The 26,293-nt window shown below is 49.9% G+C and carries 23 protein-coding genes and 1 pseudogene; 4 read left to right on the forward strand and 20 right to left on the reverse strand.

The features are described from left to right. Positions 1 to 227: 227 nt before the first annotated feature. The 7 genes from F456_RS0108540 to F456_RS0108570 all read right to left on the reverse strand — a co-directional run bounded on the left by F456_RS0108540 (position 228) and on the right by F456_RS0108570 (position 8,225). The gene (locus tag F456_RS0108540; protein WP_018976597.1) at positions 228 to 1,526 is read right to left on the reverse strand and encodes an extracellular solute-binding protein; all 1,299 of its coding nucleotides are present in this window, start codon (positions 1,524 to 1,526) and stop codon (positions 228 to 230) included. A gap of 290 nt (positions 1,527 to 1,816) precedes the next feature. Then, positions 1,817 to 3,622 carry a cache domain-containing sensor histidine kinase gene (locus F456_RS0108545; RefSeq protein WP_018976598.1) on the reverse strand — a complete coding sequence of 602 codons (1,806 nt, stop codon included), beginning with the start codon at positions 3,620 to 3,622 and terminating at the stop codon, positions 1,817 to 1,819. A gap of 12 nt (positions 3,623 to 3,634) precedes the next feature. Continuing rightward, complete coding sequence (locus tag F456_RS23545) at positions 3,635 to 5,512, reverse strand: response regulator transcription factor (RefSeq protein WP_018976599.1); 1,878 nt, start codon at positions 5,510 to 5,512, stop codon at positions 3,635 to 3,637. A gap of 314 nt (positions 5,513 to 5,826) precedes the next feature. Further along, positions 5,827 to 6,444, reverse strand: coding sequence for a hypothetical protein (locus tag F456_RS0108555; RefSeq protein ID WP_018976600.1), 618 nt, complete (start codon positions 6,442 to 6,444; stop codon positions 5,827 to 5,829). 2 nt (positions 6,445 to 6,446) lie between these two features. Next, entirely contained in the window at positions 6,447 to 7,124 is a 678-nt protein-coding gene (locus F456_RS0108560; RefSeq protein ID WP_018976601.1) for a class I SAM-dependent methyltransferase, read from the reverse strand. 52 nt (positions 7,125 to 7,176) lie between these two features. Continuing rightward, the gene (locus F456_RS0108565) at positions 7,177 to 7,647 is read right to left on the reverse strand and encodes a hypothetical protein (RefSeq protein WP_018976602.1); all 471 of its coding nucleotides are present in this window, start codon (positions 7,645 to 7,647) and stop codon (positions 7,177 to 7,179) included. 92 nt (positions 7,648 to 7,739) lie between these two features. Then, positions 7,740 to 8,225, reverse strand: a complete 486-nt coding sequence (locus F456_RS0108570) for a hypothetical protein (RefSeq protein ID WP_018976603.1) — start codon at positions 8,223 to 8,225, stop codon at positions 7,740 to 7,742. Between the two features lie 413 nt (positions 8,226 to 8,638). Between F456_RS0108570 and F456_RS0108575 the strand changes: the two genes are divergently transcribed. Continuing rightward, complete coding sequence (locus F456_RS0108575; protein WP_018976604.1) at positions 8,639 to 9,457, forward strand: class I SAM-dependent methyltransferase; 819 nt, start codon at positions 8,639 to 8,641, stop codon at positions 9,455 to 9,457. Between the two features lie 369 nt (positions 9,458 to 9,826). Here F456_RS0108575 and F456_RS0108585 read toward each other — a convergent pair whose 3' ends face one another. After that, the gene (locus F456_RS0108585) at positions 9,827 to 10,030 is read right to left on the reverse strand and encodes a hypothetical protein (RefSeq protein WP_018976606.1); all 204 of its coding nucleotides are present in this window, start codon (positions 10,028 to 10,030) and stop codon (positions 9,827 to 9,829) included. 834 nt (positions 10,031 to 10,864) lie between these two features. On the opposite strand from F456_RS0108585, the gene F456_RS22145 reads away from it, so the two are divergent. Further along, entirely contained in the window at positions 10,865 to 12,115 is a 1,251-nt protein-coding gene (locus tag F456_RS22145) for a cation:proton antiporter (RefSeq protein WP_018976608.1), read from the forward strand. Positions 12,116 to 12,177: 62 nt separating this feature from the next. Here F456_RS22145 and F456_RS0108600 read toward each other — a convergent pair whose 3' ends face one another. The 12 genes and pseudogenes from F456_RS0108600 to F456_RS22160 all read right to left on the reverse strand — a co-directional run bounded on the left by F456_RS0108600 (position 12,178) and on the right by F456_RS22160 (position 25,157). After that, positions 12,178 to 12,735, reverse strand: coding sequence for a hypothetical protein (locus F456_RS0108600; protein ID WP_018976609.1), 558 nt, complete (start codon positions 12,733 to 12,735; stop codon positions 12,178 to 12,180). Positions 12,736 to 12,861: 126 nt separating this feature from the next. Further along, the gene (locus F456_RS0108605) at positions 12,862 to 13,458 is read right to left on the reverse strand and encodes a hypothetical protein (RefSeq protein ID WP_018976610.1); all 597 of its coding nucleotides are present in this window, start codon (positions 13,456 to 13,458) and stop codon (positions 12,862 to 12,864) included. A gap of 137 nt (positions 13,459 to 13,595) precedes the next feature. Further along, complete coding sequence (locus F456_RS23550) at positions 13,596 to 15,308, reverse strand: NPCBM/NEW2 domain-containing protein (RefSeq protein ID WP_018976611.1); 1,713 nt, start codon at positions 15,306 to 15,308, stop codon at positions 13,596 to 13,598. 157 nt (positions 15,309 to 15,465) lie between these two features. Further along, positions 15,466 to 16,380 (reverse strand): DUF4340 domain-containing protein, encoded by a 915-nt coding sequence (locus F456_RS0108615; RefSeq protein ID WP_018976612.1) that lies wholly within the window; start codon positions 16,378 to 16,380, stop codon positions 15,466 to 15,468. Beyond that, positions 16,377 to 17,801 (reverse strand): GldG family protein, encoded by a 1,425-nt coding sequence (locus F456_RS0108620; protein ID WP_018976613.1) that lies wholly within the window; start codon positions 17,799 to 17,801, stop codon positions 16,377 to 16,379. Before F456_RS0108620 ends, F456_RS0108615 begins: the two co-directional genes overlap by 4 nt. Before the next feature lie 4 nt (positions 17,802 to 17,805). Then, on the reverse strand, positions 17,806 to 18,519 hold the full coding sequence (locus F456_RS0108625; RefSeq protein WP_018976614.1) for an ABC transporter permease subunit: 714 nt from the start codon (positions 18,517 to 18,519) through the stop codon (positions 17,806 to 17,808). A gap of 755 nt (positions 18,520 to 19,274) precedes the next feature. Next, a pseudogene (locus F456_RS24275) lies at positions 19,275 to 20,012 on the reverse strand (ABC transporter ATP-binding protein); the annotation flags it as partial. A 709-nt stretch (positions 20,013 to 20,721) separates the two neighbouring features. Further along, positions 20,722 to 21,174: a hypothetical protein gene (locus F456_RS0108635; RefSeq protein ID WP_157060042.1), complete on the reverse strand. Its 453-nt coding sequence runs from the start codon at positions 21,172 to 21,174 to the stop codon at positions 20,722 to 20,724. A 128-nt stretch (positions 21,175 to 21,302) separates the two neighbouring features. Then, complete coding sequence (locus F456_RS0108640; protein WP_018976617.1) at positions 21,303 to 21,899, reverse strand: restriction endonuclease; 597 nt, start codon at positions 21,897 to 21,899, stop codon at positions 21,303 to 21,305. A gap of 10 nt (positions 21,900 to 21,909) precedes the next feature. After that, positions 21,910 to 22,557 (reverse strand): TetR family transcriptional regulator, encoded by a 648-nt coding sequence (locus F456_RS22155; protein ID WP_169577836.1) that lies wholly within the window; start codon positions 22,555 to 22,557, stop codon positions 21,910 to 21,912. A gap of 173 nt (positions 22,558 to 22,730) precedes the next feature. After that, positions 22,731 to 23,888, reverse strand: coding sequence for a YhgE/Pip domain-containing protein (locus F456_RS0108650; RefSeq protein ID WP_018976619.1), 1,158 nt, complete (start codon positions 23,886 to 23,888; stop codon positions 22,731 to 22,733). Between the two features lie 381 nt (positions 23,889 to 24,269). Further along, positions 24,270 to 25,157, reverse strand: a complete 888-nt coding sequence (locus F456_RS22160) for an S-layer homology domain-containing protein (RefSeq protein WP_018976620.1) — start codon at positions 25,155 to 25,157, stop codon at positions 24,270 to 24,272. Between the two features lie 195 nt (positions 25,158 to 25,352). Here F456_RS22160 and F456_RS24280 point away from each other — a divergent pair, with 195 nt between their 5' ends. Together F456_RS24280 and F456_RS22165 are read left to right on the forward strand one after the other, a co-directional pair. After that, the gene (locus F456_RS24280; protein WP_018976621.1) at positions 25,353 to 25,529 is read left to right on the forward strand and encodes a monothiol bacilliredoxin BrxC family protein; all 177 of its coding nucleotides are present in this window, start codon (positions 25,353 to 25,355) and stop codon (positions 25,527 to 25,529) included. Between the two features lie 337 nt (positions 25,530 to 25,866). Further along, a complete protein-coding gene (locus F456_RS22165) occupies positions 25,867 to 26,250 on the forward strand; it encodes an MGMT family protein (protein WP_051086723.1) in 384 nt (127 codons plus the stop codon). Positions 26,251 to 26,293: the final 43 nt, after the last annotated feature.

The raw sequence follows: 26,293 nt of genomic DNA on the forward strand, positions 1-26,293 counted from the left end.
ATTGCCGTTTGAAAACACAACGCGCGAGCGGAAGTTCGCCGCTTGGATTAGATGATACAAAAGCCGGCGGATTCCGTATCCGTCATGGGTGGGTACGGGATACCGAAAATCCGCCGGGTGTTTAATGAACGAGGTGTCGTTTTACTTCGACTTGAGTTCAAAGATTGGTTTCACAGTCTGATTTCAAAGCTCGGTTTCACAGCCTGATTCCAGAAATTAGTTTAGCTTTATTTCAGCTGCGCTTCCGCTTGAGCCTGTGCGTCATTCATCACGGCATCGACATCTTTGCTGCCCTTCAAGTAGTTTTGAAGTTCGGCGGACAGAATGTCCTCAATTGCGTAAGTGTGCAGGCCGTAGTTAACATTTGGTACTTCAGTTGTCCACTTTGCGAAGTCCGCATAGACTTTTTGACCTCCGAAGAATTCGTCCGCTTTGTCATACGCATCACCTTCGGATGCCGCTTTGAGCGTACCGATGATGCCAATCTCGTCCAGCATCTGCTGATACAGTTCTTTGTCCGAACCGAATGTCGAAGCCATGAAGTCTGCTGCTGTTTCCTGACCGTCCACATTCATGACATACCACGAGCTGCCGCCGGAGTTGGAAGCGTTGACGGATTCTGGAACGCCCTTCATTTTCGGAGTCGGTACGACTGCCCACTTGCCGGATTGCGAAGCTTCCGCTTTAACGGAAGGCGTGATCCAGTTGCCGACCGGAATCGAAGCGACATCGCCATTGTTGAAGGCTGCAACAAATTGGCTCCAGTCGGAATTCATCTTAACGATGTTGGCATCGAACAACGCTTTGTATGTTTCAAGCGCTCCTTTGAATGCCGGGTTGCCGGCGATGTTAGGAGTCGTGCCGTCTTCCTTCAGATACCACGAACCAGCCGACTGCAGCATGAGGCGCAGAATACCAAGGTCGTTCGGATCTTGGGTAAGCATATCTTTGCCGGTAACTTCTTTGATCTTTTTGCCGACTTCAATGAATGTGTCCCAGTCGGTGTTCATCAGATCGTCTACCGTATATCCGGCTTCTTCAAGGTAATCCGTGCGGATATACAGCCCCGTTACGCCGGAGTCGAATGGAATGCCGTACTGCTTGCCGTCCAGGCTTGTCGGTCCCGCTTTGTAGTCTGCGAAATCTTCCCCTTTGATCTTATCCGACATATCGCGGAATGCGTCCGGATAAGCCTGCAGGAAGTTCTGAGCCCGATAGTCTTCGATCAGAACAACGTTTGGAAGTCCTTTAGTCGTACCCGAGTTCAGGCCTGTATTCATCTTCTGTACGATATCAGCCTGCGCATTTTCCACGATGTTGATTGTCACATCCGGATGATCGGCAGTATATTTTTCTTTGGCCAGATTAAGTGCGGCGATGTTGAAGTTCGGGTCCCAAGCCCAGATTGTAATTTCTTTCTTTTCCGGGTCGGAGCTTGCTGCGTTTCCGCCTCCGCCGCCCGAGCAGGCCGACAGCATCATTGCGGATGCCAACAGCGGCAGCCATAATTTCTTAAATCCTTTCATATTCACTCATCTCCTGTCCGTAATTTAGGTCTGACTCCCTGTTTAAATCTCTAATAATTAGTGATGTAAGCGGTTGCTTTACGAGTTTTATCTTAGCATCCGCTCTGCAGCAGGAGTTAGGAATATCTTTGTACGGAATGGGGAATTTGTTATGTATTGCGAATATGATAGCGTTACCAATGGTAATTTTTTTAGAAATGTGCACATTTTAAAGATGAGCTTGCCCGCTAACTCTGCATCAAACAGAGCGGGCAAGCTCAAGTAATCAGGTTTCTTTGGTAATCCATCCATTAGATTTCTTCGGTAATCAACGGCAGGATGATGCGCACTTTCGTACCTTCGCCTTTTCGGCTGTCAATCGTAATTCCATAGTCTTCGCCGTACAACAGCGTAATTCGGTTATGGACGTTGCGTACACCGATGCCGGTAAACAGCTGCCGTTTGCTTTTTGAATTCGGCAGAGCAGCGCCATTTTCCGTCCCGGTCCACTCCTGCGCATCGTCCATTCCGTCGCCATTATCGCTAACTTCGCAGATCAATTTCCCTTCCGACTGTGAGACCAGCACATAAATCATACCTTCCGGTTTTTCGTTGAACGCATGGAAAAAGGCATTTTCAATAAAAGGTTGGATAATGAGCTTCGGTACTCTATAGTGCATACAGTCCGGTGCAGCAAATACGTTTACCCGGATGCGATCGCCGTAGCGGGCATGATTGATAAAGACGTAATTGCGCATATTTTCCAGCTCCTGCTCGATCGTAACCGTCTCGCTGACATTGCTGATCGTATTCTGCAGCAGGGAAATGAGTGCATTGATCGTCTCCGCCGCCGCTTCCTTATCGCCTTTTTGCACCAATATCTTAATCGAAGCGAGCGTATTGTACAGAAAATGAGGATTGATCTGCCGCTGCAGCGCTGCAAGTTCCGCGTTTCGCTGTTCTTTCTGCGTCTCCAGCAGACGGGCGATATAATCGTTCAGCTGATCCAGCATATAGTTGTAAGCACGGCTCAGCTCCTGCACTTCGTAACCGGACGATTCGGTCACTCGAACATAGTTATCGAAATTTTTGGCCGTAACGGTCGACATCTGCCGAACGAGCACGGTCAGCGAGCGGGTCTGTCTGTGGGTGATCAGGAACACGAGAAGCAGCGCCGCGCCCACGATCAGCCCGCCTACAAGGATCAGATCGCGCAGATTGACCACTTTGCCGGCGGCATAATTGCGGTCGATCAGATTGACGAGATAGAAGTCGTATTCGGGAATGTAGCTGGACAGCAAAATGGAATTCCGGCCGAACACATCTGCGCTGCGGCGGACAATCTCTTCGTTTCCCTCTGAAGGTACCGCATAGTCCAGCAGTTGCTTCGACACCGTACCAATCAGCTCTTCACGGTTGCTTGATACGATCCGGCCAGAGCCGTCCAAAATCAGCACATCGTTGCCGGCACTCGTAAAGTTGCCGTAGAAACGGCGAAATTCGTCTTCGCGGATTGAAATATACAGTTTGCCGTACACAAAGCCTGTCGTACGTTCCATCAGGGCTTTGGAGGCGACAATATAAGAGATATTCTCTCCGTTCTCTCCTCGTTCCTCGTCGTACTGGTACAGCAGACGCTTGGGCTCGGCCTCCGTCCGCTGCGCCAGCGAATGGTCGATCAAACGGTCCTCGGGTACCGGCCAATAGTTGCGATCCGTCGAGTAGGTGCGGCCATTGACGCCTACTGCGGTTACTCCGACGTTATAGGCATCGACATTCGATTTGGTCTGTCTCATCTGCTGGTGCATGCCGAAATACGTGCCCGCCATTCGAACCGAATCGCTCTCTCCTCCGCTGAGAAACGTCTTGATTGTTCCGTTCTGTGCAGCGTGCGAAGCGGCATTGACGACAGAGTCATTGAACGATTCCATGCCGGTACGGATCTGATACAGCACTTTGGAATTGGTAATGCCGAATGTCTCGGTGAACAGCCGTTCCGACATGCGGACCGTCACGAGCGACGTGACGACACAGACGGTTACCGTGCTGACGACCATGACCAGGAACAGCTTGACGAACAGCCGCTGTGCATGGAACCGGCGCCAGTATGCTTTCATGACCGTTCCTCCTTATCTTCCCGACGGATGCTGTCTGCGGTATTGGCTTGGTGAAAAGCCGGTATGTTTCTTGAACACTTTGGTAAAGTAGCCGGGGTCCGAATAGCCTACGCGGCCGCTGATTTCCGAAATGCTCAGCTCGCCCCCTCGCAGCAGTTCCTCAGCCTTGGTCACTCGGATCTTGTTCAAGTATTCGCTGAACCCTTCCTTGTTATGGGCCGCAAAGTAGCTGGACAAATACGACGGGTTAAAATGAAAATGTCGGCCAAGCCCTGTCAGGCTCAACGGCTGCGCATAATGTTCGTCGATATATGCCAGCAGTCTCTTCATGTTGGCATCGCCGGGCTGATCGGTATGCTTCGCGACTTTGGACTCTATTCGGCACAGCACATTTTCCAGCAGCGATACGGCGGCCGGAGCGTTCGGAGCCTCTTCGATCTCCCGGAAAAAACCGTATTTCGCTTCTTCCAGATCGGAAGCGTCATAATCCATATTGCCAAGCAGGGTAATCAGATTGAATACGATATTGCCAAGAAAAGATCTTAATCCCATCGGCGTCGAACGGTAGTCTCCCGCCATCTTGGCCGCATATTCGCGCAGCTCACAGAATGCCTTATCAAAATGCTGACGCTTGATCTCTTCCGTAAAGCGATGCAAATCGAAAGACGGCAGCGGTTCGCCCGGTCTCGGCAGCTCTTCCGGCAGGATAAGACTGCGGTCGGGGAAATAAAAGCGGGTCTCCAGCAGTTCCCGAAGCCTCCGATAAGACGAACCGAAATCTCTAAGCGAACTGAAGGACTCTCCAGCAGCCCAGTAAACGGAACGGTTCGAGGCAGAGCCGGCCGAACCCGGGGCAGCCGAATGGGACTCGTTCAAATCTGAACCGAAAGACTGGGAATCTCTGGGACCGGTTCCGCCGGGAGTCCGTGCTTCGCCGGAAGCGGAGGAATCCGTACGGGCAGTCGACGAAGCGGGCGGGCGCTCCGAAGGTGCAGACGCATCCGATGCGGCGGATGGCCGTTCCTGACGCTCAGCCGTTCCTGACGGCGGAGTGTCAGCCGACGACGCGAACGCCGAGGCCGACCGATCGGCCGGGTCGGCCTCGGCCGCGGCGCACTGCCGCAGCGCGGCTGCAAGCGCCGTGCGCCGACCGGCCTCTAGGCCGACGAGCGCGGCTTCGCTGCCGGCGGCGGCTCCGAAGGCCGCAGCCGGCAGCCCGTACACGCGCGCCGGGCCTAGGGCGGCCGCGAGAGGCTCGGCCGTTGCGAGCGCCTGGCGCAGCCGCTCCGCGAGCAGCGGCCCGGATTCGCCGGCGTGCTGCGCGCCGCCGGCACGCCGGCCGGCCGGATTCAGACGGCCGACCAGCACGAATTCGGCGTGCGGGAACAGCTCCGCCAGCACGGCGGGCGGAGCGGCTTCATCGGCGTCATATCCAGACGCCAGCTTCTCCAGCAGCGATTCGGCGTCCGGGCCGGCTCCGCTGCCTTCGCCCGTATAGCGGATCGAAGGAATCCGCTTGGCCGTATTCTGGAGCACGCGCAGCAGTTCCTGCGTCTCAAGCTTAGGCTTCAAAATATAATCGGCAACGCCATTCTGAAACGTCGAGCGAACATAATCGAATTCTCCGTAACTGCTGAGTACGATCACCTCGATTTCGGGATGATGTTTCTTGATCAGGCGAGTGAACTCTTCGCCTTCCATAATAGGCATGACAATATCCGTCAGCACAATATGAGGACGCAGCCGCTCGATCGCCTCCAGTCCTTCTCTGCCGTTAGAAGCTTCCCCTACGATCCGGAAACCGTGCTTTTCCCAATCCAGATAATGCCTGATGCCCTGCCGCACCAGCACCTCGTCGTCTACGATCAGAACCCTGCACATCTGTTCCATCCACGAACCCCCTTCTATGTCTGCTTGCATGTCTGCTTGATAACGTTTACAACATCGTATCACATATTTTCGTTTTTTCTCTATAAACAAACAGCAGACCGCCTGCCGGGATTGCATTTCCCGTTGAGCGGCCTGCTGTTCAGCAATTTCGGATTTTAACGGTAAAAAGAACAAACTCACGGACAAAACTCGACTGACGAGCCCGCTACAGTAGCTTGGCATTTTTCTATAGCCTGTTCTGTCTATCCCTTCATCATGCCCGTACGTCATTCGATCATTTATTTTCTTCTTCCCTTCTGTTGGAGAAGCTGTTATTACAGCCCGTACCGCCAGGACAATTCCTGATGCAGCTTCGTATTCGGATCTTCTTGAACCCGCTGCCTTATTGCCGATTCCCAGCGTTGAACAAGATCCTTCACGTCATAAAAATCATGATTGGGGTCCCGTGATAGATCTGCCAGCTGTGCCAGGTCCAGTTTCATGCTGCGCAGTTCGATCAGTGCCTGCTCCCGCGAAGCGTCCAGTGCCGCGTCGCCTTCCTGCCAGCCCGCTGTAACTTCGCTCTCCAGATGTCGATCAAATAATCTTAGCGTATCGGTTAGGTTATAAAAACGCATCTCGTCTATGTAACGGGAAGCTTCCTGTCTGACTCCACCCAGCAGCCCGGCGGCCTCCGTCAGCCTTACTCGTACTTGGGCAACCTTGGACAGGCTTTCCGCCGCTCCGGCTCCTCCTTCTATACTTTGAATGGCACCGTTAAGCTGTGAATCTGCACTTTTGATCAGCCTCATCACTTCTCTAATCGACCCATTTGCGGCTAAGCTGTTTTCCCGCGCAGCGGTGAACAATGTAAAATTAAACGCTGCACTCGCTATTAACAGACAAGCAATCACAATGAGCCACGGATTTTTCCAGCGCCCGATTTTTTTCATTTTTACTTCCTCCTCAAACCGACTTCCCAAAGCCTTTTGATCCTGCCATATCTTCCCGAGTCGTATTCCCGTCGTTCCAGTGTCTCCCATTGATTTTCCGGAAAATACTTCTCGATCTCTTCTTCATTGAAAAAGCGACGCAAGATGTCTTCGCTCTTGTACAGATAAGGATCGTCTTCGTCCATCAGCGCACAATCCCGCTTGTCATCCACTTCGCCGACGGCATTCACCCGGCACAGCAGCAGTCCGTGCGGCTGCAGAGTCCGGCGAATGTCCCGAATGATGCCATGCGTCGCCTCTTCCGAAAAATAATGCAGACTGAGGTCCGCAACAACCGCCTGCAGCGTTCCGTCTGCGAACGGCAGGCCTTCCGTCATATCCATACGAAACGTATTGAGGTTCGGTTCCTCACGCCGCAGCCGCTCCAGCGCTTTTTCCGACAGATCGCAGGCTAATACGTCAAATCCTTTTGTATGCAGAACTCTCGCATTATGTCCCAAGCCGCATCCGAGATCGACAATCTTCCCCTGGTTCGGTTCCAACAGCGGGATGTAGCGTTCCAGCCAGCCGTCATGATCGGGGCGAAACGAAGAATCAGCGTAGGCGGCATTCCAGTATTTTTCGTCAGGATGCGTTCCCATCAATTTCTCGGACTCCTCTTCCTGTATTTGTGCAAGCATGCTCTACTCCCAACTCGCAGCCGAGCGTTATCGCGCCCGATCCAGCTAATGCTCACTGCTCTTCCTGTTCGGCTTTACGCTGAAGGTCAAACTCGGCTGTTCTGCGCTCTCCGCCTCCAAAATCCCACTTGAATTGACTGAACATCAACACCATCAGCACATACACCGGATACAGCAGCATCATGAACATGAGCATGAATCCTGCGCCTCCTCCCGGCGTATCCCCCGGATGATCTATTGGCAGCAACTGTCCGAAACCAATGACTTCAGCAAAAAAATAAGGAAGCCAGAGTATAAGCAGCCAGCCGTGCCGATCGGTTCGGTGCAGATGCTTGCGGACATACATCGGCAGCAGCACAAGACCCGCAGCAAGGACAAGGAGTCCTACAATCCAGATCGGCATCTCCCATCCCCATCCCGTAACTCTTTCCAGTCGGTATATATTCAGCTCAAGCAGGGCAAACAGGGCCAAAGGTATCGCAGCCATCAGGCTAAACAGGTTCATTTTCCAAAAATAATTCATTTTCTCTTCTCCCTTCCCCACATCTTATGAGGCCGCTTATGACCGAAAGACGCTTTTCTTGCAAGCAGCAGAATAATGGCAATCAGTGCCGGCTAGGCAATGAATAGAAAGTACGTATTGAGATGGAAAAAGTGACTGTTCATCTGCATGGAATCCATTCCGGAAGTTACGTTCTCGATACGATGCCAATCTACAGGCTGTTCTGCCATGATATAAGCGGATACGATTTCTTCCCGAAGATCGTGGTAGCGGATATGCTGGAGTTCGAAGCCCGCCGCTTGATGCGCCAACAATCCCATGAAGACGGCGACCAACACGGCGGGATGCAGCAGCCGAAGCAAGCGGTTCGCATACAGCTGGTAGATCAGCAGCAAGCCTAGAACAGACAGAGGAATGGCCAGCAGCAGCGCGGGATTGCCGTTACCCGAAGGAGAGCCCGGATCGATGCTCATTCCATACCCAAGAAGGAATACCGTTCCGATCAGCAGCAAATTGACGATCAGTGCGACAGGATGCTTCAGCCGACTGCCCAGCACAGCCGAGATTACGCCAACGACGAACAGAACGACTACGGTCATCAAAATGACGATCAGTACGGAATCCCTCCTTTGCGATACGTGTGTGAAAGCGAATATTTCCGGCAGCTTACCGATGTGCTTCGATTACGATAATTTCGACTGCGATGTGTTTCGACTGCGATGTGTTTCGACTGCTTTGTAAATTCCCCGTTTATTCGCCAATTCCCTGCCCGCTCCGGATTCCATCTTTCCCGTATTCTTTCTTGGCTATCGAAATAACGCCTCAAAATCCTTTCGCTCTCCCTCTAAACGAATAGACGTCAGATTGCAGAGAATCGTTGCCTGCAACCTTGCTTCTGCGAGTACAGTTACACAGTGTTGACGGACCTATCATTTTAGCTGTGCGTACGATTCTGATATAGTGAGAAGAAGAATTTGGAAGTTCAACATATCCCAGAGGGAGTGAAACGCCAATGCTGGAACATGTTCGCAAAAACAATGTAGAGCGCTTTACCGGATTCGGCGAGCTGTACGACCGCAACCGTCCTTCTGCGCCGAAGGAAGTCGTCCGCATTTTGAAAACGTATCTGGAAGGAACTCCTCGTACGGTTGTCGACGTAGGCTGCGGAACAGGACTGTCGACTTTTCTCTGGCTGGACCTTGCCGAACGAATCATTGGAATCGAACCGAGTGGAGACATGCGTAAGATCGCCGAAGAGAAATGGCGCGCCGCAGGAAGCCCTTCCAATCTGGAGTTCCGTGAAGGCTATTCCGATCATCTGGAGCTTGAAGACGGTTCTGCCGATCTGATCACCTGCTCGCAGTCGTTTCATTGGATGAACCCGCAGCCGTCGCTGGCCGAATTCGCCCGCGTTCTGCGCCCCGGCGGCGTCGCTGCGGTCTATGACTGCGATTGGCCGCCGGTATTGAATGCGGACATCGAAGCCGCATATGCGGAGCTTTCGAATCTCGCGGACCGCCGCTCGGTCGAACTGGCTCCCGAAGAAGAACACGCCCACAAATGGCCCAAAGAAGAACATCTGATGCAGATCCGGAAGTCTGGACTGTTCCGCTACACGCGGGAAGTCGTATTCCACAATCGAGAAGTTTGCAGTGCGGAGCGGTATGCGAATATTGCGCTGAGCCAAGGCGGCATGCAGAGTGCGATCAAGCGCGGTGCGGAAGACGTGCGGGCAACGGCCGAGGCGTTCGGCCGTAAGGTTGAACACTTTTTCGCGGGAAGAGAGCAGGAAGTATTATTCAGCTACCGAATGCGGCTCGGTGTGAAGTAACGTCAACACCCGACACAAAACGTTCTTATGCGAATTTTGCAGCAGGACGTATGATATCCAATCCATATGCAAGCGAACTGTATATGTGAGCGCACTGAAGGTGGATGTATGACAATATTCCGAGCATCGTCCAGGTAAATCTATGATCGAACATCTTGTCCGCTGCAGGCTGCGCTGGAACAAGAGAAAACGGCTCCGAACGAATCGGAGCCGTTTTCTCATTTTCGATCCACTTTTCGATCCACTTTTCGATCCACTTTTCAATCCGTTTTTCATAGCCGACATGGCCGGTTCGTCTCACTCTCCGCCAATCTCACACTTCGCGAACACCGCCGATCAAAGCTGGATACGAACCAGCAGCTGTTCATGTTAAGGCTGTTTCACAGGTGGAGTGATCGTCTCTACTTCTCCGGTCTGCCCGTCTGTTCTTTGATAGGTACCAGTAGCATCATTTGCTTGAAATTGCATAACCCCAAGTATGACAAGTGCGATGACTGCAGTTACGGCTATAACGACAACGGCGGATATTACGATCAGCAGAATCCCTACCGTTTTTTTCTTGTTTTGCTCCATGTCTTTAACCTCCTCTTGTTCTCTCTGCCAAGTCTCTTTTTTATAATGAATGCTCCAAAGTAGTCCAAAGTTCGCATCGAAACAAAAAAGGATCAGTCACAGACTAATCCTTTTTTGTATTTCTCAAGATAAAATATCCCAGCTTCGTCAGCAGGTAAAGACCGAAAATAATGATCAGCGTTCGGGAAATCACATATCCGTTTATTGCCAAGTCGTATCCCGGTGGAATCAAAAGTTCACTTTTAAAAACCAAAAACAAAACGCAAATGATAGGTGCAACAATCAAAATGTAAGCGAATGTAGGCAAATCTTCTTTCATAAATAATCCTTTCTTTCTTAAATTATGTATTTTAAAAAATTATCTTTATTCTACTACAAATTCTTTCCATATGCTAAAACCTATGTACTTTTTCGAAAATGCGTGTCTGGTCGTGCGTTTCGGCCATTATGTTTTGGAGATTATATTGTGTGCTTCTGACTTTTTATTATCTATTTTAGGCTTTTGGCCGGGATCCAACTGGAAGTAGTGGGAACACACTGACGCGGATCGCAGCTGCTGCCGGTCTCTCCGCAAACTCCGTCGACGGCGCAAGCACCTTCTCGTATCCGATTATTTTTCTGCCATTTATTCAGTTCGGCGTTTGTGCCTACCGACCCCATGCCTCCTGGATATCACACTCATCTGACCGGAAATCCGGTACGTCGGGTATAATGATAATGGAAAATGACGGAAAGGGATTCTGAATCCGGACGAACATATTATACGTAATGGGTAATAGTCTGAAGACGATTCGATATCGATTCGACAAAGCCTATTCGTACAGGAGGAAAGTCATGGTTCATCACTTTAATGAAGTCTTTATTCAAATCCTGATTCTGCTGGCAATCGCAATGGCCGTAGTTGGCGTCGCCAACAAGCTGAATCGGCCGTATTCGATTGCACTGGTTGTGATCGGTCTGGTGCTGGGGCTTGTCAACATTCCGGTGTTGGAAGAAGCCGAGAATTACATCACGCAGAGCAATGTGTTCCAGGCGGTAGTCATCTCGCTGTTCCTACCGATCCTGTTGGGCGATGCTACGCTCAAAACGCCTTTTTCGCATCTACGGGAGCAGGCGAAGCCTGTATTAGCGCTGGCATTAGCGGGAACGCTGCTGTCTTTTACACTGATCGCGCTAGGCTCGTATTACCTGCTCGGACTGCCGCTCATCGTGGCCTGTACCTTCGCCGCGCTAATGAGCGCCACCGATCCGATCAGTGTTATTTCGATCTTCAAATCGCTTGGAGTCCCGAAAAAGCTCACAACGATTATTGAAGGCGAATCGCTGCTCAATGACGGAATCGCTGTCGTTCTGTTCCAGATCTCCTCGATCTATCTGCTCACCTATATGGAGATGGGCTGGACAGGCGTCGGCAGCGGCCTGCTGCTGTTCATGCAGTTCGCACTGGGCGGAACGGTTCTCGGTCTCCTGCTTGGCTTCATCTTCTCGCGCATCATCATCCGCTTCGACGATTATCCGTTCGAGACGGCGCTCTCGGCGCTGCTGTTCTTCGGCTGCTTCTTCATTGCCGAGGCGCTGCACGTATCCGGCGTTATCGCTGTCGTAGCCGGCGGCCTGATGTTCGGCAACTATGGACGCCGGGTCGGCATGTCGGAGACAACACACATGAATATCGACACATTCTGGGATACAATCGCGCTGATCGCCAACTCTCTCATCTTCTTGATGGTCGGCTTGGAGATTCGCAATATTGATTTCAGCGGACGCTGGCCGCTGCTGCTGCTGGCCATCGTGATCGTGCTTATTGCGCGCACGGTCGCCGTCTATCTCTCGCTGGCGCCGATCAAAGGTTTCGAAACCAAGTATAAGCATATTTTGAACTGGGGCGGCCTGAAAGGCAGCCTGTCGATTGCGCTAGCACTCAGTCTGCCGATCGAATTCGCGGGCCGCGAAGATATTCTGGCGCTCGCCTTCAGCGTCGTGCTGTTCTCGCTGCTGGTGCAGGGACTGTCGATCGAGACGTTCTTGATCAAATTAGGTCTGGTTAAGAAGCCGCAGCCTAAGGGCGCGGTGGAGAGCAAATAGGAATACTGAATATAAAAAAGGCATCCGGTTATTGTTTCTCTCCGGATGCCTTTTTTATATTTCTATTTCAGTGTGTACAACGGCTTTCCTGATGAATCTCGTCCAACGGTTAACTTCATCTCAAGTGCCTTGGCACTAAGTCGAAGAGGAACATATAATGTTTTTCCCGAAAGAAAAGGTCCTGTGTCTTTGGCTTCATCCAGCCAACAATTATCTGATTCTGGTTCGCAGTTCCATGATGCGTGATATAAGCTCTTATCCAGCTCCGGGTTTCTCTCATAACCCTTTTTACGTGTGAAGATATCATACCCTAAATAATCATTTCCAAGGTAGGTCGCGATTGCCTTCGAGCTGCGGACTTCATAAACGTCGTACACATCCATACCATAGTCTTGATAATAAACGACATTGCTTCCTACCGCTGCTGCCAGAGACTTGATCGGCACATAAGTAATACCGTGTGCAACTTTAATATTAACATATGTTTTCTTTTTCCCTACTTGAATTACAGCTTTACCGCTCTTGGACTTTGGTTCTGCATTTACCGGCATTGTCATACTTGTGAATACGATTAATGCAAGCAGCAGGATGAACGGCTTTTTCCCTAACCATTTTTTCATTTTATTTTCTCTCATTTCTATGTGTAAGCTTTTGTATTCTAAACACAAACAAGTTATTTAGCAAAAACAGAATTAAACATATAAAACTTGAAGATTTAAGAACTGAAAATCACGGTGGTAATTGATCTACTTAGCTGCACTAGAAGAAGCAAGTTGTCCGGAAGCCACATACTTTTGCTTAGAACTACTCCACTTATAAATAGCGACCTTTTCGGTCCACCCGCTATCCCAATTATATTTTTTCCAATGGTTTAAAATTTCGCCGTTAGGTCGAAGTTCAATGTATAGGTCGCCTCTGATAGATAACTTATTTACAAGAGTTCCGTTTACAAGTCTGTAAACATGCATATAAGTGCTTGAGGGTGGATAAAGATAGGAGACGGCTACAAACTTCTCTGACCCACTTGCTTTTACAAATTGAATTTCGGGCGGACCAAAGTCGCTATCTGCCTCGATATCACCCCGTATATAAATAACGTATCCTTTTGAATTGACCAAGTAAAATTTTCCAGATTGAGTAATGATAAAAGTTTCCTTTTTCTTATCATTATTGAGATCAGCGGATTTCATGATCAATATGGTTTCCTTTGGAAACTTTTTCGCAAAAATGCTTTCAGCATTCATTGTTTTAGCATTGAGCGTCGAAGAAGAAAATAACATGAACATTAGCGACAGTACCAAAAACAAAGCACCTGATTTGTTTAATTGTTTTTTTAATTTCAACTTAAATTCTCCCAATCTCATTTAATGACGGATCGTCAATCCAAGCGCAGCAGCTCGTTCTGGAACGATTCACATGCAGCCTTTCGTCTTCAACAAGTGCTTCTCTTGATTTCATAATCCGTCATACAGTATATGTCTTACTTTTCAGCGCTAAAATTCACACTGACTTTACTGCTTTCCAGCATATCTGCTGAGGTACGAGTAACATAGACCACACCTTTATTTTTACCAAGCTGCTTGATCGTTAAAATAACATTTTGACTGCCTTTAGCGGAAGCAAGAAGGTTACCATTAGCAGCATAAACCTTAATTATCTCATTTTTATTAAGTCCTGATACAACGACTTTATCCGAGGCGCCTTTATTATTCATTACTTTGATTTGAGAAGCTTTAAGGCTGGTTGATACTTTCTTATCGATCAACATAGGATTTTCAAAAATGACACCATGCCCACCAGCACTACCTTGAGTTTCAACAACTTTCAATGTGACGTATTGCGTTCCTTTTGGAACTTTTGCCAATACATTTTGAGCTAGAGTTTTATTCGTAAAGGTATAACTGTATATAGGTTTGTCATCCGCATAAATTTTAACCACAGTTTTGCCTCGATCTCCTGTACGCCATTTGTTATCCAAAGAAATCTTAGTCTGTAAAGTATTAAAATTATAATCGCCTGTATAAAACTTGGCGAACATGTTTGTAGTACTGGAATAATAAGGATAGAATCCGTATGCTTCAGAAATCAAACTTCCATCTGTCATTTGGAAGCTGCTATTGCTCCAATTTCTATAATATATATCCCTACTCCCACTATATTCTGCCATCCCAATGCTACGCAATCTGATAAAGTCTTCTGATTCCTTAGATGGCAGCTTATTGGTCATAATTGGATTGACAAATATGGCACGGTGTGATCCTTGTAACCCTGGGTCTTGAACAACTTGAAGTTTCAGATAAGTCGTTCCTTTAGGAATGGCTACTTGAACATTCTCTGCTGGCGTTAAGTTAGTGAACCATTTGCTGTATATCTTTTTTCCATCGGCGTAAATTAAAAATTGTGTCTTTCCTCGATCACCAACCCGATAATTATCATCTATAGAAACCTTAGTTTCGAGAGTTGTATAGTTATAATCAGCTATATTGAATTCTGCGTACATTTCATATGTATCTGAATAATATCGACTAAAACCATAACCATGTCCAACAAACTCTTCTCCAGGCAGTTTGAACGGATTATCATTCCAACTGCCATATTTCGTATCCCTGTTACTATAAGAAGCCGTGCCAATGCCTGCGAGTGAGACAGAGCTGAACGAAGGTGAGGAAGGTAAGTTATTAGTCAATACTGGATTTCCAAAAATGGCCCCATGACGACCTTGTGCACCTTTTTGCTGAGTCACAGCTAAAGTAATAAACGTTGTTCCTGTTGGAACAGAGAGCTTAAGTTTTTCAGAGGGTGTCCCATTATTGAATGTTTTATTAAAAATTTCTTTATTATCTGCATATACTATCATTCCAGTAGAACCTAGTTCTCCTGTTCGCCAAGCATTTTCTAAAGAAACCGTAGTTTCAAAAGTGGTAAATTGATAATCTGATACATTAAACACTGCAAACATTCTGTGAGTATCACTATAGTATGGAAAAAAACCAATCCCCTTATCTATAATATTCCCATCTGTATCTTCGAAAGCACCATTACTCCACTTATCGAAAGAAACATCTCTTTTACTATAAGAGTCAGTTAGCAAATCTTTCGTTAACCTAATTTCTCCTTGAGCCCTTGCTGGCATTACAAAAAACAATGCTAATAAAAAAGAAGCCAAACTTACTAAATAAAACTTTTTTACCACTTTTCTTCCCCCTATGTTATATGTCTATAGAACCAAAAGTGATTGTATCATAAATTTATATTTCACACCTCTGGTTTTTTTAGAGAAAATTCAATTAAAAAGTCCCTATCCCCTTGTGTTAAAAGGATAAGGATTTTTAAGTATCTAAGTTAAAATTTTATTGTTTTAAAGGAGTCTCCGCTGCTTTCAATTCATCCGGCTTGACCGCATAGGCCCATTGACTATCCGGCGGAATTACCCAGACCAGCGTATCGACATCGGGGTCTTTCTTGCCAGTATAGATCTGCGTCTTCTCTGCCCCGTTCTCTGTTCTAACAAGCTTCAGCGTAAAATCTTTATCCGCACTGTCAAGCGTATCGGCCTTCACCGGCAGTCGGTCGCTGGCGATGTATTTCAACGAACCGGAAACAGTAGTCGCTTCGGCATCTTCGATCGCTTTGCCATCTAATGTCCATCCTGACGAAGAAGCGTCTGAAGACGAATTTTTCAGCGTCCAATTAGAAGATCCACGCTCGTAGGTCAGCTCCTTAAGATCGGCATCGTCCCAGTTGAACGGTGTCGTATTGACAAGCGTCGTAATGCTCGGCAGCAGTGACGACACCGTATTCGAATCGACCCCGATGACTGCCCCTCCGTCTATCCTTGCATATTGAGCACTGCCTGTCGGCAGCGCATCGCCAATACCGATCGTGACGACCTCGCCGTTCTCCTTGGTCAGCGTAATGCCTTTTTTCGCAGCATCGATCCCATAGCGGGAAACGTCTTCCGGCGATTCTTCCACCACGTCTCCCTGCTGAGCCGAAGTCAGTGTATCCAGCCAGGACTCGACGGAGTAAGGGTTGACCGGATAGTTCTGCGGCTCGGTAAATGTCCAGTCTTCGCCTGCTTTAACCAGCTGATAGGTCAGATCGCCATTCGCAACCCGAATACCGGCGATCTTTGACGTATCAATGTCGGTCAATTGGGCCGCAGCCGGTTCTTCCTCCTCGCCGAACAAGTTTTGCGAATACGCATAACCCAATCCGACAACGAAGACCAGGACCAGCACAAGAGTCGGAATGTATTTTTTCATACGCGTCTTCTCCTCCACCAGAGCAGTACGCCGGCCAATACGAAGACCAGCGGGAAAACGATCATCGTGCCGATCAGAATATAGCGTGCCTGCGGTGCCGTCAGGTAAGCCGTCTCATACTGCTGCTGCTCGCGGGCACGAATCGTCAGATCGCTCTGGCTGCCGCTCAAGTAATTGATGCTGTTCAGCGCCAGATCCTTGTTGCCCTGCTCGCCGATCTGATCGTCGCTCAAGAAATACGATGTCCCCAGCAGCACTGCCTTGGGCTTGCCATCGGCGTCGTCTGCTGCGTAGCCGAGATACAGCGGACCGCTCAAATCAGTGCCTTCTTCGTACTCACTTTGGGACTGCAGCAGTCCAGCCAGATCGGTCTCGCCGTAACTGTCCGACGACGTGCTCAGCAGCGGCGACAGCGTGAAGCCTTCCGGTGTCTTCTCAGCCTCGCTCAGTGCTACAGACAGATAAGTCATCGGATAAATTTTGCTCTCGTGCAGCTTCTCCGTAATGGCATGCTGTTCATAGCTCGGTACTACCGTCAGCGGATCGTACAGCTGTGTATTCGTACGATCGACCGCGATGGCATGTTCGTCGGTGACTCCGTATTCGGCCATTAGGGCATCGATATTTTTCCACGCCGTCTTCATATCAGGATTGAATCCCAACGACAGGAACAGCTTGCCGTCACCTTCCAGATAGGTCTGAATCAGCTTCAACTCCTCATCGCTCAGGTCGTTCTGCGGCGCGAGGATCATCAGCAGGTCGGCATCGTCCGGAATCTTGCCTGCCTGATACAGCTGAAGTTCTTCTACCTCAGTATTGTCGGCTTTCAGACTGTCGGTCAGCTGCGTAAGCCGCGTTAAATCAAACTCGCCGTGGCCGGTCAGCACGTAAGCTTTGTGCGTTTCCGTCGAGATCAGCGAGTTAAGCGCCCCGGTCAGCTTCGATTCGCCAAGGAACGTGTAGGAGCTGCTGTCGGCCGAGCCGAACATCTCATAAAATGTGAGCGTCTGTGACTTTTCTCCGTGCGTCAGTACAACAGAACTTGAGGTAAGCCCATATTGACGAGCCAGCTCTGGCTGCTGAACGAGACTGTACGTATGCACGTCCAGCTTTTTGCTTTTTTTCGCATATTCTTGGACAAGATCCGTTACCTCGCGGGTGACCAGTTCTCCGTCCGCATCTTGGTTCGTGAACACTTCCACCTTAATCGTGTCCGGCAGCCTGCCGAGAACCGAATGAGTCTGATCCGACAGCGTGTACTGCTTGTTTGCGGTCAAATCGAGCTGAAATTCGGATACCCGGGTCAGAAAAAGGGTCAGCAGTACGAAAATGCCGATCGATGCGAGCGCAACGACGAGCGTATTCGTATGATGCAGTACACGCCGCGAGCGGTTTTGAGTTGCTTCTGATTTTTTGTTCATCGTTCTACCTCCACCGTTTCCGTTCGATCACTTGAATACTGAGCACAACGAACAGCGCCGCAAGCGACACGTAGAAAATGACATCGGGTCCATTTACGACACCTTTGGTCAAGTTCATGATTCGGTCCGGCAGCGAGAACGGTTCGATCCAGGACGCCAGCTTTTCGTTCTGCGACGTCATTGATCCCGCCAGCCAGAACATCAGCAGCAGCACGAAGCCCGCGACAGCGGACACCATCTGATGCTGGGACAGTGCCGACGCAAACAGTCCGATCGCCATCATGGCCGCGCCCATCAGGAAAACTCCCAGCATGGACAGCCAGAGCGTCGTCAAATTCAGATCACCGAACAGCGACATAACGGCCGGATATACCAGATTACAGATCAACAGCATACCCAGCACGCCCAGTGAAGCCAGATATTTGCCCAGTACAACTTCCGTTACGCTTGCCGGGGAAGTGAGCAGCAGCTCGTCCGTTCCCTGACGAAACTCTTCGGAAATGAGGCGCATTGTCAGAATAGGAATCACGATCAGCAGCATGAACAGCATATCGCTCAGGATCAGCCGGTAATCGATAATGCTCGGCTGATAAGTGACGAAGTCGACGTAGAACATGAAGCTGGACATCAGGATATAAATAGCAAAGGCAAAATATGAAGTCGGCGTCAAAAAATACAGGCGAAGCTCCTTGCCGCAAATAGCCATCATACGATTCATACGTGCTCACCTCCGGTAGAGGAGCTGTCCGGCAGCGGCGCTTCATCGCCTTCTGTCAGCTTCAGGAACACGTCTTCCAGCGTCAGATTTTCCTTATGCAGCTCCAGAATCGGCAGATCGGCACCAGCAAGCAGCCGGAAGAGTTCTGCCCGGAAGTCTTCTTGACCTTCGGCGGTCAGCCGGGCACGTACGCTCCCAATTGGGACAGTGACCGAATGTATGGAAACAGCCGACGATGCGGCAGTAGGCGCTGTGACCTCGGATGATGCGACGTCAGTTGATGCGACGTTAGACGCTGCGGCAGAAGATTTGCCGTCAGTTGATTTGACGTCAGACAATGCGGTGGATGATGCGACCTCGGATGATACAGCATTGGATGATACGACCTTGGATGATACGGCGGCAGACGATAAGGAAGCAGCCTCCTCGGATGCGGAATTCCGCTGATCTGCAGCTTCTGCCGGCGCAGCCAACGAGGAAGCGCTGCGATCGGAATCCGGCATTTCGGCTATCTTTTCGACCGGCATTTCGGCTGTTCTTTCGCCTGTCACTTCGACCGATGTGTCGGCTGTTATTTTCTCATTCCCTCTGGCTTCTTCCACTCGTGCACGTTCAGTCGTATGAGATGCTGCGTCGATTGGATGCTTCGCGGTGTCCGCCTGCAAATGCGAAACGTCCATTTGCGAACCGTGCAAACCGGCGATCTGCGGGCTGCTCTCTCCACGAATCTCCGCGCTGATGCCCCGGGATGCAGCCCACTCGCCCAGAACATTTTCGACGCGATTGCGCTCGCCCTGCACTTCAAGCGATACCGCAAAACGGTTCTCCATTCGCGCCCCGATCTCATCAGGCGCTCCGTCCATGACCAGCTCTCCGCGATTGATAATCAGCACGCGGTCACAGAGCGCTCCGACTTCCTGAAGGATGTGCGTACTGAGCAGCACCGTATGGTTCTCGCCCAGCTCGCGGATCAGGCTGCGAATCTCGATAATCTGGCTCGGGTCGAGACCGGATGTCGGTTCGTCGAGTACGAGCAGATCCGGCTTATGGATGATGGCCTGCGCCAATCCGAGCCGCTGCTTGTATCCTTTGGATAAATGCCGAACCGACTGTTTTTCCCGGCCGCTCAGCCCCAGTCTTGATACCATTTCCGCCACGCGCACCTTCTGCTCCCTTGCCGGTACACCCCGCAGCTTGGCGACAAACTTCAAATACGCCTCTACAGTCAAGTCCGGGTAGAGTGGCGGTGTTTCCGGCAGATAGCCGATTTTTGATTTAGCTTTCTTCGCTTCGTCGTGCACAGACAGACCGTCGACCGTAATCCTTCCTTCCGTCGGATACAAATAACCGGTAATCATGCGCATCGTCGTCGTCTTGCCCGCACCATTCGGTCCGAGAAAGCCGACAATTTCGCCGCGCTGCATCGAAAAGTCGATGTTTTTCACGCCGCGTCCGCCGTCATACCTCTTGCTCACCTGCTTTACTTCGAGCACAATGCCTCATCCCTTCTCGTTCGTATGTAATTCTTACTGGTGCATGTTGTGAATTCGGCTGCCACGCGTTCATCGGTTCACACATTGCCCGCAAGCAAACTTCCAAGCGGTTATAACTATAGGCTGAAAAATATAAAAAAGGATTAAACGAAGTTTAGCAGAGCCTTAAAAAAATGTGTCTAAATTGTGAACGTAGCGTCAGTGCCTTTAAGCAAACAAAAAAAGCTTCCTATTCAGATGAATAAGAAGCTGCAATCAAAAACTTGGGCTGGCAAGAAGGTTTTATTTATAAAAGTGGATCGGCGACAAGAGCACTTCGTTCCGGTTGGAAGTTTTAAAGGTAGAGGCGAAAACGTGCATGATCCGGCGTTTTACCGAATCTCAACCTTATGATTTGATCCTAATCCAGATTGCACACACTCTAAGGAATCCTCATCATGCTATTTCCTCTCTAGACAGCCTATACAAATTCTAACGAATCGTCGTAACGCTAATTGAGCCGAATCGGCGTTAAATAGATGAAATGGGACAAATAGAGTGATAAGGATTCGTTACATTTCAAAAAAAGCCAAAAAGGGGCAAATAGCGATACTAGGGTTCGTTAGGCTGTCAAAAAACGCGGATTTCCGGATTCTATTCCTTAATTGGATCAAACTATCGGATCAAATTCCGCTTTTTATTTTCCTACCTTTTGACTTCTCTATCCTTATTATTCTCCAATATCGATCGTTTCCCGGCTTTCATCATTGAGGTTATCTTGAATGTAATCTCCCACAGTAGTTGTTTTACGGACTTTGCCGTCGCCGTAATAAGAAACGATCGTTCTGTGGGAGCCTTCCCTGTAATCAATGCTGATCGCGCTTGAGTTGGTCCGTGTGACTTCTCCAATCTTTGCTCCATCCGGTACAAATTCTACAAAATGCTGCGGATCCAGAATCTCAACCAACACGTCGGCATCAAAAGAGTCGACCACAGACTCTGCTTCCAAGCCGCTTCCTATTGTAAGCACTTCTGCCGCCTGCGCCTTCTCGGCTGTAATGTTCACCTCGTTATCCGGCACTCGCTTCAATTCAGATCCTTCAAACAACCGAACCCCGATCAACACAGCCAAAATCAGCACAGCAGCTGCGGCGCCGATCAGCAGCATCCGTTCTCTCATCATCAGTCTCCTCTCACTTGCAGAGTCGAAATGCAGAGTCAATCGCTCGCTGGTTGTAATACTTATAAATATTGAAGTTATCGAAGTTATCGTCTATTAAACTCGTAACTTCTTCCGAGCAGCACTTCGAGTCAAGTCACCAACAAAGGCGGTGCCGTTTCCGGTTCCCGTTCGATAATTTCCATCGCTGTCTCGAGGTCACGAGCCTTGAAGGCGGATATCACCTCTTCCAGATCGTCCCGATCAAGCAGCACCACGCCATTATAGGCAGCCAGCTTGCGGCAGGCTCCCGTATAGCGGCCCGATGTCAGCACAATCGCACGTTCCGCACCATATGCCCGCATGGAAGCATACACTTCCTGTACAGCCGACAGACCGACAGGATTGCTTGGCGAATAGCGCTTGGCCTGCAGCACCGTCCGTACTCCATAACGATCGTCAAAGACCAGATCCGCACCGAAGTCGCCGCTTGTATTTGTTTTATAAACATTCTCATAATCAAGCTCCGTGAACAGCCGATAGAGATACCGTTCGAAATCCACCCCGTCCAGCATGCTGTCAATATCCTGCATCGTAATGCGGCGAGGATCCAGCTGGCGTCGGATGCGCCGACGGCGCAGTACATTCAGCCGAAGCCCGATCAGGATCAGCAGCAGGATAACCGCGCAGATGATCCAGATTATCGGGTCTCCTGGCAGAAATTCGTTCACATTTTCAAGAAAAGTCATGAAATCGGGTTCACTCCTTTCCCGACTCCGCCGCATTGCAGACAGGAATCAGTCCTGGAATGATCGGCTCTCCTACAAACTTCGCCTCGCCCGCATATCCGATTCCCCGCAAAATATAGGTGAGCACATCCATGACCTGCGTATCTCTATCCGGAAACGGTTCTTCGATCGCTGACGCCATTCCGCTGCGGTTATCCCCGAACAAAATGCTGCCCATAACCTGCACCAATGTCATATCCAGCGACCGGAAATGGAATAACTCTTGACGACGCCCTTCCTCAAGATAACTCCGCATCAGCTTCCAGCCCGCCATAATGCGCTGCTGAACCAATGCGGTACGTGGGGTCTGGCGAGTGATTTCCTGATGAATAATGCGTGAAATATCCGGATCAGAGCTGCGAAACAGCACAATCTCCCGAACAAGCGCACATACGCCTTCTACTGGATCAAGGTTCTTGGCAGCCAGAATTCCACTCGCTTCACTGATCAGAATAAATGTATCGAGCACGGCTTCGAATACATGTTCCTTGCCGCCGTAATAATAGGAAATCAGTGAAAGATTCGCTCCTGCCTCTGCGCAGATTTCCCTAACCGTTGTCGCTTCGAAGCCCTTCTCCGCGGTCAGCTTTTTAGCTGCCTTCAGAATTCTGATCTTCACATGTTCCTCTTCCCTGCCCATAGCCGCTTCCTCTCCCGCCTGAAATCGTTTGCGTAACGGTATGCGAACGATCTGTCGAACCCGTTATCCTTCTATGCAAAAAACCGCCGCTTCCGCGGCGGTTCAATGTTCTCCGTCCTTCTTTTCCGTACGCTTATATGTCTATCATACCATTATGCTTCTGCAGCCGCTACAACCGGAGGCACCGGAGCCTTGTCACGACGCAGCGACGTTGAGATCAGAATAACTGCCAATGCGAATGCGAAGATCAGCAGCAGCGCAAGAATGTCGCCGCCGAGTCCCGGTCCGCCAAACAGCGTGTTCATCAACCCTTCAACCGCATAGGTTGCCGGGAAGACGCTGCCGAGCGACTGATAGAAATTCGGCAGCAGTTCGCGCGGCATCATAGCTCCCGACGAAACCAGCTGCAGCGACAGAGCCAGAATGTTGAACAGCATGCCCGCCATACCGAATACAAACAGGAACATCTGCGCTACGAACATGAAGGTCAGCAGGAAGAGCGCCTGGAAACCCCACAGCGACAAGAAGCCGTGCTCCATTTGTCCGCCGAATGCTGCTACGAGCGATGTGCCGACCAGTGATACCACGACCGCCGATGCCGCAGTTACGATCAGACGCACGATCGTCCGCTGCCAGCGTCCAAAACGGGCACCCAGCGCTTTGGATGATACTTCAAAGTTTTGTCCCATAATCATTGCGCCAACGTAAGAAGCCAGCACCATCATCATCGGTACCATCTGATTGTTCGTATCCTGCACGACGTTTACCGACTCGAGGTTGGACACGACGCGTTCGGACATAACGCCCGCAGCGTTCTGCGCAGCCGCTTCCGGCAGATTAGCCTGCGCTGACAGGATACCGGCCAGCCCGCTGCTCACCGCCTGCTTATTAACATTCGCCGTCACATTATCCGCGATCGAAGACATCATGTTCTTGATCATTACCGGATTCGATTCATTAATCACATAATTCAGAACCGCAGGTTCTTGGGATTGCGCAGCCGAAGAGAAGTCCGCCGGAATCCCGATAATCATCTGCACCTCACGATTTTGCAGCATGTTCCGCGCTTCTGTCATATCCATGCCTGTCTTCACACCGACCGGCAGGGTCTCCTGCAGATTCTGCACAATCGTATCGCCCATTCTTGTGTCCTCGTTCACGATTGCCACATTCAACTCGCCGATCCGATCATTCATTCCTGCATATCCCGTCATCCACACAACTGTGAAAATCAACTGGAACAGTACAGCAGTCATGATCCCGATCTTGGTTGTCAGCAGCTTCAGGAAAGCTTTAAATACTTGACCCATTTTAGTCTCCTTTTCCCGGTTCCATGAATGGATACCGTTTAAACTAGTGTTTTAAACAACTGTTTTAAACTATGCTATCGGATTATATATGAAAATAAAGATAAGGGTCAATAGTTATTTTCAATTTTAACTTTCTCCTTACAAACCGCAGTATTATCACATTTCCATTACATTTTCTGCATAAAAAAAGCCCGCGAATTTCAATTCGTGGGCTTTCCGATTGGCTTAACGCATTATTTGCTTTCATTTTCATGCTTATCAGCTTGGTGGTATTTATTCCGTTCGGCTCCAGAAACGGATCTCATCACAATTCTGTTCTTCCGTCCCTTCGCCTGCCGGTCGTACCTGCATCCGCTCTAGCGTGGAAGCTGCTTCCCAGGCCTACTCCGCCTTGACCGTAATATCGTATACGATTGGCACGTAAGCGACTGCATGGGCTGGATAAGCGGTACCGGAACCGCCCGACGGCGGATCGGTCGGCGCATACGTAATGATCGCTTCCGTATCCGACACAAATTCGATCTTGCGGATCTTCAGTCCGTATCCGGTACCCGGCAGATTAGTGCGGGTCAGTGTAACCTTATTGAAGGAAGGATCAACATTTTCGACCTTGTAGATCACAGTCGCTTTGTCCGAAGAAGCATAACTTTTGTTGACCATCCGCTCGGCGTAATAGATCATCTCCGCCGCTTCCATCCGGGTAATGGCGTCTGTCGGCCGGAAATTCTTTTTGCCGTCGAGCGAAGCAATCTTCGTCAGCAGCAGATATTCGATTGCGACCCGATTTTTCGGCGCAATCTGCTTGGCATCGGCAATCGCCTTGTATTTGCTTACTTTAGCGTAATTGCCTTTTTGCAGCAGCCCGAGATACAGCAATTTGGCGAACTGCTCGCGTGTCGGATTGCCATTCGCATTCCATTGGCCGTCGATTACAATCCCGCGCTCCAGTGCCGTCTTCAGTGCACCGGTATACCAGGCGTCCTGTGGAACGGCGAGGAACCAGGACGGAGCGTTTGTTTTTTTCTTGGCCGAATCGAGCCCAATCGCATCGACGATCAACTGCACCGCCTGCGCATTAGTCAGTTTGGCGTTCGGGGCAAATTTGTCGGCGCTTATGCCTTGGATCAGCCCTTTGTCCTGCAGCGACTGTACGATTGCCGCCTGCTTATCATTTGTGATGTCCGAAAAAGCGGATGCCGGCACAGCGTGCAGAAGCACCCCGGCTGCGGCAACCGCTGCCAGAATGCGGGTTCGAGTGTGATTTCGCATGATGATACCCCTCCTCCGGAAGTGTTTTCCGTTATCATACCATTTTCGTCGCTTACTCCAACGGAAAATCGGCTTATTTTCAGCAAAAAGGCGAAAAATGACCGAATATGGCGTTTTGATCTGCTCTTATTCGTCTCACAGCTTGCACAACGTTATAATGAAAAATAGATACGTACGTGAGAGGAGCCTCATCTAATGAAACCGAATTACCGTAAGATCGATTCGAGCGACGAATGGGAATTCCTGCTTGAGCAATCGCACACGCAGGCTCTACTAGTGCAAAACGGAGAAGTGCTGTGGCATGCTTCGCATTGGGGCATCACGTATGAGCGGATCGAACAACAGGTAAACGAGCGAATAGCGAAAACATAAGGAAGCAGTAGAAAGAAATATTAGTAAGAATCGATAGCGGTAAACGATAAGGGTAAGCGATGGCGGTAAAGGACAAGGGAAACCAGGCAGTGAACGTTACACAAATGCGGCGGCTGTATTGGCTTCAAAATCAGCTGATTTCAGCCGCCGCACGAGGAAAGGAACATCGAATATGAACGATACCGATCGGCTCCGCGCCGAATTCGACGCGGAGTTCTTAAAAGATCTGGCGGCAGCGGAAGCCAAGGAAGCAAAAGCGAAGGAAGCGGAAGCGAAAACGAAGGAACGCTGGGTCAAGCAATCCGAGCCGCAGCAGGAGCAGGACCCAATGGCGGATCTGGCACCTTTTACCCGGGCTGTTGTGCAGACTATCCAATCCATTCCCGAAGGAAAGGTCATGAGCTACGGCCAAGTGGCATCAGCGGCCGGAAGTCCGCGCGGTGCTCGTCAGGTCGTCCGTATTCTTCATTCCCTAAGCCGTAAATATGGACTGCCTTGGCATCGGGTCGTCAATATACGCGGCGAGATTGCGCTGGACGAGGACGGCGAAGGCGGCGAACAGCAGGCCCGGCTGGAAGCCGAAGGGGTTGAATTTGGTCTTGACGGCCGGATCGATTTGAAAAGATACCGGTATCAACCGGACGGGGAATTGCAAGCCGAAGACAGGAAGGCAGACGATACAAAGCGAGTGGAGAAAGCGAAGGCGAATAGAAAAGGTTAGCTGCCGAGTCTTAGCACTTGTACTATACCTATACCCTGGCTTT

Origin of the sequence: Saccharibacillus kuerlensis DSM 22868 (genome assembly GCF_000378145.1) — a bacterium.
Classification (GTDB): Bacteria; Bacillota; Bacilli; order Paenibacillales; family Paenibacillaceae; genus Saccharibacillus; species Saccharibacillus kuerlensis.